The 11,792-nt window shown below is 72.3% G+C and carries 9 protein-coding genes; 5 read left to right on the plus strand and 4 right to left on the minus strand.

Annotated features, from left to right (window positions below; translation table 11 throughout):
- Nucleotides 1-58 precede the first annotated feature (58 nt).
- Nucleotides 59-1,522: an NAD(P)/FAD-dependent oxidoreductase gene (locus OHB01_RS18485; RefSeq protein ID WP_328855735.1), complete on the minus strand. Its 1,464-nt coding sequence runs from the start codon at nt 1,520-1,522 to the stop codon at nt 59-61.
- Nucleotides 1,523-1,696: 174 nt separating this feature from the next.
- On the minus strand, nt 1,697-1,870 hold the full coding sequence (locus tag OHB01_RS18490) for a hypothetical protein (protein WP_168066169.1): 174 nt from the start codon (nt 1,868-1,870) through the stop codon (nt 1,697-1,699).
- Between the two features lie 447 nt (nt 1,871-2,317).
- Here OHB01_RS18490 and OHB01_RS18495 point away from each other — a divergent pair, with 447 nt between their 5' ends.
- Together OHB01_RS18495 and OHB01_RS18500 are read left to right on the plus strand one after the other, a co-directional pair.
- On the plus strand, nt 2,318-3,241 hold the full coding sequence (locus tag OHB01_RS18495; RefSeq protein ID WP_328855736.1) for an SURF1 family protein: 924 nt from the start codon (nt 2,318-2,320) through the stop codon (nt 3,239-3,241).
- Nucleotides 3,242-3,309: 68 nt separating this feature from the next.
- Nucleotides 3,310-3,630 (plus strand): DUF3817 domain-containing protein, encoded by a 321-nt coding sequence (locus OHB01_RS18500; protein WP_328855737.1) that lies wholly within the window; start codon nt 3,310-3,312, stop codon nt 3,628-3,630.
- A gap of 81 nt (nt 3,631-3,711) precedes the next feature.
- On the opposite strand, the gene OHB01_RS18505 is transcribed toward OHB01_RS18500, so the two are convergent.
- Together OHB01_RS18505 and OHB01_RS18510 are read right to left on the minus strand one after the other, a co-directional pair.
- Nucleotides 3,712-3,906, minus strand: a complete 195-nt coding sequence (locus tag OHB01_RS18505) for a hypothetical protein (protein WP_142649269.1) — start codon at nt 3,904-3,906, stop codon at nt 3,712-3,714.
- A 593-nt stretch (nt 3,907-4,499) separates the two neighbouring features.
- Nucleotides 4,500-5,093 carry a hemerythrin domain-containing protein gene (locus OHB01_RS18510; RefSeq protein ID WP_240971675.1) on the minus strand — a complete coding sequence of 198 codons (594 nt, stop codon included), beginning with the start codon at nt 5,091-5,093 and terminating at the stop codon, nt 4,500-4,502.
- 202 nt (nt 5,094-5,295) lie between these two features.
- Between OHB01_RS18510 and OHB01_RS18515 the strand changes: the two genes are divergently transcribed.
- From OHB01_RS18515 to OHB01_RS18525, 3 genes are read left to right on the plus strand one after another with little or no spacing between them, the layout of a single operon-like run.
- Nucleotides 5,296-5,985 (plus strand): response regulator transcription factor, encoded by a 690-nt coding sequence (locus OHB01_RS18515; protein ID WP_142649270.1) that lies wholly within the window; start codon nt 5,296-5,298, stop codon nt 5,983-5,985.
- Nucleotides 5,986-6,010: 25 nt separating this feature from the next.
- Nucleotides 6,011-10,192 (plus strand): DUF4153 domain-containing protein, encoded by a 4,182-nt coding sequence (locus OHB01_RS18520; RefSeq protein ID WP_328855738.1) that lies wholly within the window; start codon nt 6,011-6,013, stop codon nt 10,190-10,192.
- A gap of 26 nt (nt 10,193-10,218) precedes the next feature.
- Nucleotides 10,219-11,763 carry an N-acyl-D-amino-acid deacylase family protein gene (locus tag OHB01_RS18525; protein WP_328855739.1) on the plus strand — a complete coding sequence of 515 codons (1,545 nt, stop codon included), beginning with the start codon at nt 10,219-10,221 and terminating at the stop codon, nt 11,761-11,763.
- The last annotated feature ends 29 nt before the right edge of the window (nt 11,764-11,792 follow it).

The following is an 11,792-nucleotide window of genomic DNA, read 5'->3' on the forward strand; positions in this document are numbered from 1 at the left end:
GTCAGCACGGTCAGCGCTGGGCCGGGTCGGCACGGGGCCGGGTCGGTACGGGGCCTGGTCAGCACCTTGCGCCGATGAGCTCGTAGGCCTCCGGCTTCACCTTCCGGGTGCGTGCCCAGTATTCGAAGGTGAAGCCTGGCCACAGCGCGCGGTTCCTGCCGTGCTCGTCGAGATACCAGCTCGTGCAGCCGCCCTCGTTCCACACCAGCCGATCGAGCCGCCGCTGGAGGCGGTCGTTGAAGGCCCGCTGCGCCGCCGGCCGTACGTCGAGGGCTCTGGCCTTGGTCTTCGACAGCAGCCGCAGGCAGTCCATGACATAGCGCACCTGTGACTCGATCATGAAGACCACCGAGGAGTGCCCGAGACCGGTGTTGGGGCCGAGCAGGAAGAACAGGTTGGGGAAACCCGTGGTCGTGATCCCGTAGTAGGCCTCGACGCCGTCACTCCACGCGTCCTGGATCTTGACGCCGTTCCTGCCGACGATGTGCTGCTCGTTGAGCGCGTCGACCACCTTGAAGCCGGTGCCCCACACGATCATGTCGACCTCGTGCTCGCGCCCCGCGGCGTCCACGATCGACCGCTGCCTGATCTCGGTGATGCTGTCGGTGACCAGCTCGACGTTGTCCCTGGTCAGCGCGGGATAGTAGTCGTTGGACAGCAGGATCCGCTTGCAGCCGATGGTGTAGTCGGGCGTCAGCTTCGCGCGCAGCCCGGGGTCGGGCACCTGCCGGGCCAGATGGCGCTCGGCCATGGCCTGGTGGACCTTCATCAGCCGAGGGTCGATCGTGAAGCCCACGGCCCGGGTCTCCAGCAGCCAATAGACGGCGTCGCGCAGCAGCCGGGCGCCGCCGGGCGCCTCCATGGCCCGCTTCAGCCGTCCGTCGATCGGCAGGTCGGGCTTGGGCTGGATCCACGGCGGCGTGCGCTGGAAGACGGTGAGCCGGCTCGCCTGCTCCGCGAGGACCGGGACGAACTGGACCGCCGACGCGCCGGTGCCGACGACCGCGACGCGCTTGCCGGCCGGGTCCGCGGAGTGGTCCCACCGGGCGGAGTGGAACGCCGTGCCGGTGAAGCGCTCACGGCCGGGGATCTCGGGGAATGACGGCACGTGCAGGGCCCCGACGCCGGAGACGACGGCGTGGGTCTCGAAGGTCTCCCCGTCGCCTGTCGACACCCGCCACAGGGCCCGCTCGTCGTCGTACTCCAGCCCGCAGACCTCCTTGCCGAACCGCAGGTGGGGCTCCAGGCCGTACTTCCGGGCGCAGGCCCGCAGGTAGTCCCAGATCTCCTCCTGTGGAGAGAACAGCCGCGACCAGCCGGGGTTGAGCTCGAACGAGAAGGAGTACAGCGGCGAGGGGACGTCGCAGGCGCAGCCGGGATAGCTGTTGTCCCGCCAGGTGCCGCCGAGCTCGCCCGCCTTCTCCAGGATCACGAAGTCGTGATAGCCGGCTTCCTTGAGCTTGATGGCCATGCACAGCCCGGCGAACCCGGAACCGATGATCGTGACGCCCGGACTGGGCATGCGACCTCCCCGTCCTATTAGAAGATTTGTCCAATCTATTCCCGGGGGTGGGCCGGGTCCAGGGTCCGGCGCGTACGGCCCGAGCGGCAGGGGAGCGACGTGTCGTCGTGGACGCGTCGGCGGGCATGACAAAGCCGCCGACGGGCGCGGACGTCGGCGGCTGGTACAGGTATGTCAGCGCACCAGGAGGTACGCCACCACGGCGAGGATCACAACGAGCGCCGCACCGACGGCGATCCAAATCGGCAGGCGCGACGGCTGCTCCTTCGAGGCCTCCACGTCCTGCTGCTGCGCGAACGCCCGGAAAGCCTGCGTGTTTCCGGCCGGGTCGATCTGAGGGTCGGACATGGGCAAGACTCTAGCGACACATGGTGTGTCGTGGCCGCGATTTGTCGGATTTTGCCCTCTCCTGGTGGTCACTTGAGGAAGGGCAGAACTCATGCTCCGGCGGAGGCAGGAAACGGCGGCGTACCGGCCTACGGGCGGGGTGGCACCCGCGCCGCGCCGACTGCCGCCGCGCGAACCCGTGCGGGCCGCCGCGTGGAAGGCGCATGACCCGGTGCCGCCGTGCCGAGACGTCACCGGGCTGACCCATCCGGGCCGCCGGGTGGAACCCGCATGAACCCCTGCCGAGTTCGTCGTGACGTCACCGGGCTGACCCGTGCGGGCCGCCGCGTGGAAGGCGCATGACCCCGTGCTGCGGTGCCGAGACGTCACCGCCCCGGCCGGGCGCCGGCGTCCTTCTGGGCCGGAGCGAATACCGGACCGGTGCGGGCGGCGGATAGCGTTGTATTCATGCTCCGCACCCTCCTGGCTCCCCGGCTGGTGGCCCTGCACCTGCTGGTCATCGGGGTGCTCGTGTCCTTCACCTTCCTCGGCCGCTGGCAGCTCGGTGTCTTCGAGGCGTCGGGCGCCCCGAAGCGGGCCCCCGACCCCGCGCCCGTGGCCGTCACCGAGCTGGCGCAGGTGGGGCAGCACGTGAACGGCACCGCGATCAGCCGCAGGGTGACCGCCACGGGGACCTACGACGCCGCGCACCAGTTGCTGGTGGCCGACCGGGTCGCCGACGTGGCCGCCCCCGGCGGCCGGGCGGCCCAGGGGGACGGATTCTGGCTGCTCACGCCACTGCGGCTCGCGGACGGCACGGTCGTCCCCGTCGTACGCGGCTGGGTCGCCAGGGCGGACGACCCCGCCGCGGCCGTGCCCGAGGGCACCGTGACCGTGACCGGGCGGCTACGGCCGGCCGAGCAGACCGACGACGTCATGCGCAGCGGCAACCTGCCGGCCGGTCAGGTCGCGACGGTGTCGACGGCGGAGCTGATCAACCTGTGGCCGGACGCGCGGGTGCGGGACGGTTTCGTCGTCGCGACCGCGCAGGAGCCGCCGTCCCGCGTCACGCCGGTGGCCGTGTCGCCGCCGACCCTTGGCAGTGGGTTCAACTGGCGCAACCTGGCCTATGCCCTCCAGTGGTGGATCTTCGCGCTGTTCGCCGTCTACATGTGGTTCCACTTCGTCCGTGACGCCCTGCGCGGGCGGCGGGAACGCGAACAGGAACCAGAGCGGGCGCCGGGTGAACCGGGGCCGTTAGAGCCGCAGCCGTCCGAGTCTCAGTTATCAGAGCCGCAGTCATCCGGGCTCCAGCCGCCCGAGCCCCGGTCGCCCGAGCCCCGGTCGCCCGGGCCCCAGTCGTCCGAGCCCGCCGCGCACGTGGAGGCCTGAGCGGCCCTGGAGCCGGGACCACCGGGTGGCCCGGATATCGTGGTGTGACCGTTTCCCCAGCAGAGGTAATGATCGACGTGGAATCCGCGCTCAATTTCTACCGCGTCATGGCCTACATCGTCGGCGTGATGCTGCTCGTGCTGTGTGCCGCCATGGTCGTCGAGTACGGGTTCGACAGCGACACGATGGTCGCGGTCGTCGGGCCGATCCACGGCTTCCTCTACATGATCTATCTGGTGGCCGCGATCAACCTGGGCCTGATCAAGGCCCGTTGGTCGGTCGGCTATCTGCTGCTGGTGCTCATCGCGGGCACGATCCCGTTCCTGTCCTTCGTGATGGAGCGCAGCGTCACCGAGCGGGCGCGCAGGAGGATCGCCACCGCTTCGTGAGCGAAGTGGAACGGCCGGGTCGCGAAACGCGACCCGGCCGTACCTTTAGTTGTGTCGTGTCTGTGGTTGTGCTCGGGGGCCTCAGCGGCCGATCTGACGGCGGCGGATGCGCCGCAGCCGCGCCCGCTGCGACTCGTCCAGCATGAAGTAGGCGACGACCGGCGCACCCAGCGCGCCGATGGTGATCAGCCAGGCGAGGAGCGACGGCACCGGAAGGATGAAGACCAGCACGGCCACCACCGCCGCGCCCACGTAGTACTTGCCCAGTGGCGACATCGTCAGGCCTTTCGTGTCGGGTCTCGCGCGGGGCGAAGTCCCGCGTCGCCTGGAGAACGTCCGGAGCCCCGGCCGAGTTCCGCGAACGCCCGCGGGAAGCCGGCGCCGATCCCGCCCGATCCCGCTCGATCCGCGTCTGACCCGCCCGACCCCGCGCTGCCCCCGGGGCCTGACCCCGCTCGATCCGCGCCTGACCCCGGGGCCTACCCCCTCCCGATCCCGCGCTGCCCCCGGGCCTGACCCCGCTCGATCCGCGCCTGACTCCGGCCCGACCCGGGACCTACCCCGCCCGACCCCGGGGCCTACCCCCTCCTGATCCCGCGCTGACCCGGCCCTATACCAGCCTGATCCCCGGCCTGATCCCCGGCCTGATTCCGGTTTGGTCCCAGCCGGTGCGCGTCCACGCAGCGGCGCCGCGGTGCCGGGGAGACGAGTGATCGTCTCCCGTCCGGCTCCGCGGCGCCGCGCACACTGCCCGGTCGTCCGGCATGGGCCGCGCTCCCGATTCGACGGGACGGAGTCCGTTCCCGTACTGCGGCCCGGCCGGAGGCCCTTGATCGGGGACTCCCGGCTGGAGACCCCTGACCGGAGACTCAGCCTTCGCCGGACTCCGACTTGCCCATCGCCTTGCGGATCAGGTCACGGGCACGATCCATGATCGCGACCGGTGGACCAAGCAGGACGTTCTCCATCGCCGACTCGACCCCGGGGTGCGGGTGGGTGGGAGCCATCGCCTCGGCCGCCTTGACCCCCACGGCCATCGCCTTGCGCTCGGCCTCGGACGTGCTCGCCTTGAGCTCGGAGAACTCGTAGCGCTCCTCGGCGGCGGCGTGGGCGAACACGGCGGCCCGCAGCCTCTCCAGCTCCTGGGAGAACTCCGCCGTCGTCACGTCCATGTCGTCGAGGCGGCTGAGCATCTCCTTCGCCTCTTCCTCCTCCTGGAGGCGGTTGTCCACGATCGTGTCGCCGTCGACCAGCTTGCGCCGTGCATACGGGTGGACGATCTCCTCCTCCGCCGTCTCGTGGACGGCGAGCAGGCGAACCAGGCGGCTGAACGCCTCCTTGCGCTCCTCCCCCTGGCCTCTGTCGACCTCGTCGAACAGCTCCCGGATGAGGACGTGCTGCTGTGTCAGGAGATCGATCACGTCGTTCTCCCGCATGGTCTCCGGCCTTGACTGGCGGTCCATTAGCGCCTCCTTTCTGGTCATATCCGGGCTACCCGTAACCTGAGGGCGAAACCCCTGACCAGTGGATTCGGCTCATCGAAGCGATGCTGTGGCCCGCAGCCCTTGTTGTGGCGGGCACGGGCGGCCCGTCATGCACGGGATGCACGGGATCTGCACATTTCCGGACGGAGACTCTGCACAGAGGGCATCTACGCTTCCCTCCATGGCTACCCCTCAGCAACGCCGCATCCTCGTGGTCGAGGACGACGCCACCATCGCGAACGCCGTACGGCTCCGGCTCGTGGCGGAGGGTTTCGACGTACGCGTCGCGAGTGACGGCGAGGGGGCGCTCGCGGCCTATGCGAAGGCGGAGCCGGACCTCGTCGTCCTCGACCGGCTGCTGCCGGGCCTGGACGGGCTCGAAGTGTGCCGCAGGATGCAGGCCGCCCGCCCGGTGCCGGTGCTCATGCTGACCGCGCTCGGCGAGGAGACGGATGTCCTTGTCGGCCTGGGCGTGGGGGCCGACGACTACATCACCAAACCGTTCAGCATGCGGGAGCTCGTCGCGCGGATCCACGCCCTGCTGCGGCGGGTGGAGCGGGCCAGCCTGCTGGCCCACGAGGACGCGGTGATCCGGGTCGGCGACGTCGAGATCAACACGGCCGAGCGCCGCGTGTTCGTCCGCGGGGCCGAGGCCCAGCTCACCCGGACCGAGTTCGACCTGCTGCGGCGTCTCGCCGAGCGGCCCGGTCAGGTCTTCGAACGCGAACGGCTGCTGTCGGACATCTGGGGCTTCTCCGAGGCAGCCGCGACCCGGACCGTGGACAGCCACGTCCGCGCGCTGCGCCGCAAGCTCGGCCCGGAGGTCGTCCGCACCGTCCACGGCGTGGGATACGCGCTCGTCCGTCCATGACGTTTCAGCAGGGAGAGCCAGGCAATTGAGGCCGCTCGACTTCCTCGGCCGGATCAAGGTCAAGCTCGGCATCGTGATCGTGCTCGCCGTGGTCGCGGCGTTCGTCGTCAACGAGGTCGGCATCAACTCCGGCATGTCCCGGGACCTGCGGATCGCGATCGCCGTCGTGCTCGCGATGATCATGGTGCAGCTCCTCGCCCACGGCATGACCCGGCCGCTGCGCGAGATGGCCGCGGCCGCGCAGACGATCGCCAAGGGCCGCTACGGCCTGCGCGTCAGCGCGACCTCCCGCGACGAGGTGGGAGAGCTGGCGCGGGCCTTCAACGCCATGGCGTCCGACCTCGCCGAGGTCGATCGCCAGCGGCGTGAACTGGTGGCCAACGTCAGCCACGAGCTGCGTACGCCGATCACCGGCCTGCAGGCCGTGCTGGAGAACATCGTGGACGGCGTCACGCCGCCCGACCTCGACACCCTGGGTACGGCCCTCGCCCAGACGCAGCGGCTCGGCCGCCTGGTGGCCCAGCTTCTCGACCTGTCGCGGCTCGACTCGGGGGCTCGGCTGATCGAGCCGGAGGAGCTGGACCTGGCGTCGTTGTGCCGTCAGGCCGTCTCTGAGGCGACTCTCGCGCGTGACGACGTCACGGTGGTGAGCGCGGTCAGGCCGGGGACGGTGCTGTCCGCCGACGCGGCCCTGCTCGCTCAGGTGCTGGCCAACCTGCTCGACAACGCCGTACGGCACAGCCCGCCCGGCGGCATGGTCCGGGTGGAGGCGCGGCCGGCCGGGGCGAACCTGGAGATCAGCGTGACCGACGACGGTCCCGGCATCCCGCAGGCGGAGCGGGCCCGGGTGTTCGAGCGCTTCTCGCGGCTCGACGCCGGACGGGCCGCCGACGCGGGCGGGGCGGGGCTGGGGCTCGCCATCGCCAAGGAGATCGTCGAGTTACACGGCGGGTCGATCTCGGTGTCCGACCCGATCCCGGTCACCAGGCGGACCGGGAGGATCGAGGGGACCGAGTTGAGAGGCGGGGGCACGGCCCCTGGGTGCCGGATGGTCGTCGTGCTGCCGCATCGCTCGGAGCCCGCTGCGGCGGAGAGCACGGACGGACTCGTCCGCGCCGGAAGGGGAGACATGGACGTCCGCATGCCGGGCGCGGGCCGCGCCGAAGGCAGGCCCGGCGAGCATGGCCCATTCGGAGGCGAGACCGATCTGATCGATGGCACTCTCGCCCCCGCAGTGAGCGCGGAGAAGACCGCTGATGAGGTCGTGCGCGTAGCGGAGGCACGGGGCGAGGACGCACTGGTGGGGGAGGCGCGGGGCGAGGGTGCGGGGGCGTCCTCGCCCGCGACCCCGGCCGGGACCTCGCCCGCGAGCCAGGCCGGGGATGAGCGAGCGGAGGCCGGGCACGGGGAGGGATCGGAGCCCCCCAGCCCGGATTCCCGCACTCTGGAGCCCCACAGCGTGGAGCCTCACAGCCTGGAGCCCCTCCGGCCGGCATTCCTTCACGAGGTCTCGGCTTCATCGCAGACCGAGACTCCGACAGGCGGCCACCCCCAGAGCGGGGACCACGGCGGCTTTCCGGACAGCGCCGGTGCCCTGGGCGACAGCGGGTACCGCAGTGAGTCGTTGCGGTCTGGCTTCGTTCATGCGCGGGCGGGTCAGCCGGGTGCGGCGGCTCAGGACGTGGGTGTGCGCGAGGGGGGTGCGCAGGACGCCGGGGTTCTGGGCGATGGCGAGGAGCGCAGTGAGTCGTTGCGGTCTGGCCTCGTTCATGCGCGGGCGGGCCAGCCGGGCGCGGCGGCGGAGGACATGGGCGCGCACGACGGGGGCGCGCACCCCGAAGGTCCGCAGGGCGTGGGTGTGCAGGGCGTGGGTGTGCAGGGCGTGGGTGCGCAGGATGGGGGTGTAGCCTCACGGCCGCTCGCCGCACACGTACCCGCGTCACCCATGCCCGCGTCACACGCGCCTGTCTCGCACATGCTCGCCTCGGACGTGTCCTCCCCACATGCGCCCGCGTCGCATATGGCCTCGCATATGCCCGCACCGCATATGGCCTCGCATATGCCCGCACCGCATGTGCCCGCCTCGCGGCCTGGCGCCGTCCATGACCCCGCTGGGCAGCTGGCGCGGGCGGCGCTGGGGGCGGGCCTTGGCATGATCGCCGGATTCCTCACCGGGATGGTCGTCTCGGTCATCCTCGGCTTGGGCGTCGTGGTGGTGCTGCTGTTCGCCATCGGCGGTGCGATCGCGGGAGCGACACGCGGGTCGTCATCGGCTCATCGAGCCGCGCCGCCGCCCTGGCAGGGCGCAGCGCCAACGCTCGGGCCAACGCCCGGGCCAACGCCTGCGCCGCCACCCGGACCGTCATCCGCGTCGTCACCGGTGCTGTCGCCCACGCCATCACCTGGGCCGACACCTGGGCCGACACTTGGGCCGACAGATGCGCCGTCACCTGGGCCGGTCGCTCGTATGAGCGCCGCCCAGGCCGCCGCCCAGGCCGCGGCACGGGGTGTGAGCGCCTCCCCGTCGCCCGCCCCAGGCGCGCAGAACCCGGGCACGCAGAACCCGGGCACGCAGAACCCGGGCACGCAGAACCCGGGCACGCAGAACCCGGGCACGCAGAACCCGGGCACGCAGAACCCGGGCACGCTGGGGCTGGGCACGCCCGGACCACAGGGGCCGGGGCGATACCCGCCGCCGCCCGCGTACGTGCCGCCGCCGCTGTTCCCGCGGCCGGAACTGCCGGACGCGCCCCGGTGGCTGCTGCCGGCCGCCGCGGCGACGGGCCTGGTGGCCGCCGTCTCCCTGCCGGACGCGGCGCCCGGGCTGGGCTTCGCGCTGACGGCGGTCGCGATGGGCGCCGCGGCGTTCCCCGCGGTGCTGCCGCTCCGTCGTGGCCGGATCACGCCGTGGACGGTGGCCTTCGGCCTCCTGGCGTACGCGCTGGTCTCCGTGGTGCTCTTCCGCGACGCCGACTGGCTGGTCGGGCCGGTGCTGCTGGCCGCGTTCGGAGTCGGGTCGCTCGCGGTGTCGGGCGGCGGACGGGGCTGGCTCGCGGTGATCAAGGGTGGGGTCTCGGTCGTGTTCGCGCTGCTGCCGCAGCCGTGGTTCCTGAGCGGGCCGATCCGGAGGCTGACCCGGCGCAGGATGCTGCCCACGCTGGTCAGCGCCCTCGTGACCATCGTCCTGCTGGCCGTCTTCGGCCTGCTGTTCGCCTCGGCCGACGCCGTCTTCTCGGCCTTCCTCAGCGACCTGCTGCGTACCCCTGACTGGGTCAGGAGCCTGCCCTACCGGGCCTTCGTGTTCTGCGTGTTCGCGGCGCTGGCCGCGGCGGCGGTGCTGGTGGGCCTGCGGCCGGTGGCCGAGCCCGCCGCGCCCGACCTGCGGATGTCCATCGGCCGCCAGGTGTGGATGATCCCGCTGATCGGGCTGAACCTGCTGTTCACGGCGTTCGTGACGGTGCAGATCACGGTGTTGTTCGGCGGGAGCCGCAGGGTGCTGACGACTGCGGGGCTCACCTACGCGCAGTATGCGAGGTCGGGCTTCTTCGAACTCGTCACGGTCAGCCTCTTCGTGCTCGGCATCGTGGCGGCCGCGGTCGCCCTGCTGCGCCGCGAGAGCCGGGCCGACCGCTGGCTGCTGGCCGTGCTGCTCGGCCTGCTGTGCGCGTTCACCCTCGTCATCCTCGCCTCGGCGCTGCACCGGCTCGGCCTCTACACCGACGCGTACGGCCTGTCGCGGCTGCGGGCCTCGGTGGAGGCGACGATCTGGTGGCTCGGCGCGGTGTTCGTGCTGGTCCTGGTGGTGGGGGCGGTCCGCCTGGCCGGCGGTGGCACGTCGTGGTTCTTCCGTGCGCTCGTGCTGCTCACCGGGGTGTCGCTGTTCGTGTTCGCGGTGTGGGACCCCGACGCGCGGGTGGCAGAGACCCAGCTGACGGTCCGGGGCGTGGAGCGGCTCGACCACGACTATCTGAGCGAGCTGGGGGCGGAGGCCGTGCCGATCCTCGACCGCCTGCCGGAGCCGGACCGCAGCTGCGTGCTGAGCGAAGTGGTGGCGGCCGACGAGCTGTGGAAGCCGGACCCCTGGAACGGCTGGAACCTCGCCCGCGCCCGCGCCCGCGAGGTGCTGGAGCGCAGGCCCGTCGTGCCGCCCGTCTCGCGGTCGCGTGACTGCCCCGGCCCTTCGCGCATGCCCGGTCCGTACGACTGATCCGTACGGCTGATCTAATCGGAGACGTGAGCTTCGATGTTGTGATCACGGGTGGCCGCGTCGTGGACGGCACCGGAGCCCCCGCGTTCCGCGCCGACGTCGGTGTGCGCGGGGGCCGGGTCGAGGCGGTGGGCCGCCTCGGCCAGGCGGAGGCGGCGGTGCGGATCGACGCGGCGGGCAGGCTCGTGCTGCCGGGCCTGGTCGACTGCCACGCGCACGGCGACGCGGCCGTGTTCGACCCGCTCGTGCAGCAGGCCGCGCTGCGGCAGGGGGTCACGACGTTCGTGCTGGGGCAGGACGGGCTGTCGTTCGCCCCGGCGACCTCCCCGGCCGCCTTCACGTACGCGAGCCGCTACTTCGCGGCGGTCAACGGTCCCCACCCGCACGTGGACGGGCCGGTGAGCGTCGCCGGTCTGCTCGCCGGATATGACGGCGCGACCCCGCTCAACACCGTCTATCTGCTGCCGCACGCGACGATCCGGTTCGACGCGATGGGCCCGGCGGAGCGCGCCGCGGACGCGGACGAGCTGCGCGCCATGCTCCGCGCGGTCGAGACGGGCCTGGTCGAAGGGGCGGCCGGGCTGTCGTCGGGCCTGGAGTACGCCCCCGGCCGCTACGCCGACGCCGCCGAGCTGGCGGCGCTGTGCGCGCCGCTGGGCGACCTGCCGTACGTGACCCACATGCGCGCGTACGGCGCGTCCGCGGCGGTGGGGATGACGGAGGTCGTGGAGATCGCCCGGCGGTCCGGCGCGGCCGTGCACGTCTCGCATCTCCACGGCCCGGCCTCCACCCTGCTGCCGCTGGTCGAGGACGCCCGGCGGCAGGACGTCGACCTGACCTTCGACACCTACCCCTACCTGCGGGCCAGCACGATCCTGGCGATGGTGACGCTGCCGCCGTGGGTGCCCGCCGCCGACCCCGACCGCGCCGTGGCCATGTTGTCCGCGGAACGCGACCGCCTCGCCCGGGAGTGGGCGGGACGCGACGACCTGTGGCCGCGCATCACGCTCTCGCACGCCCCCGGGTTCGAGTGGGCCGAGGGGATGACCCTGCCCGCCGCCGCGGCGGAGTTCGGCGCCGATCCCGCGGAGTTCTGCCGGATGCTGCTGGTGGAGACCCGGCTGCAGGCGGGTTGCGTGCAGGCCCGCCCCGACGAGGGCCCGGCGGGGGAGGAGTCGGTGCGCGCCGTCATGCGCGACCCCGGCCACACGGGCGGCTCCGACGGCATCTACGTGGGCGGCCATCCGCACCCGCGCGGCTTCGGGGCGTTCGCCCGCTATCTCGGCCGGCACGTACGCGAGCTCGGCGACCTCACCTGGGAACAGGCCGCCGTGCACCTGGCCTCGCACCCGGCGCGCCGCTTCCGGCTGCCCGACCGCGGTCTCGTACGGCGTGGCCAGGCCGCGGATCTGATCGTCGTCGACCCGGCGACGGTGGCCGACACCGCGACCTACGACCAGCCCCGCTCGCTCGCCGTGGGCGTGGACGACGTGCTCGTCGGCGGTGTGCCGGTGCTGCGCGGCGGCGAGCTCACCGGCGCCACCCCCGGCCGGGCGCTGCGCCCCGCCTGAACGAGCGGCCCGGACCTGCTCGGCCGGGA

Origin of the sequence: Microbispora hainanensis (genome assembly GCF_036186745.1) — a bacterium.
GTDB lineage: Bacteria > Actinomycetota > Actinomycetes > Streptosporangiales > Streptosporangiaceae > Microbispora.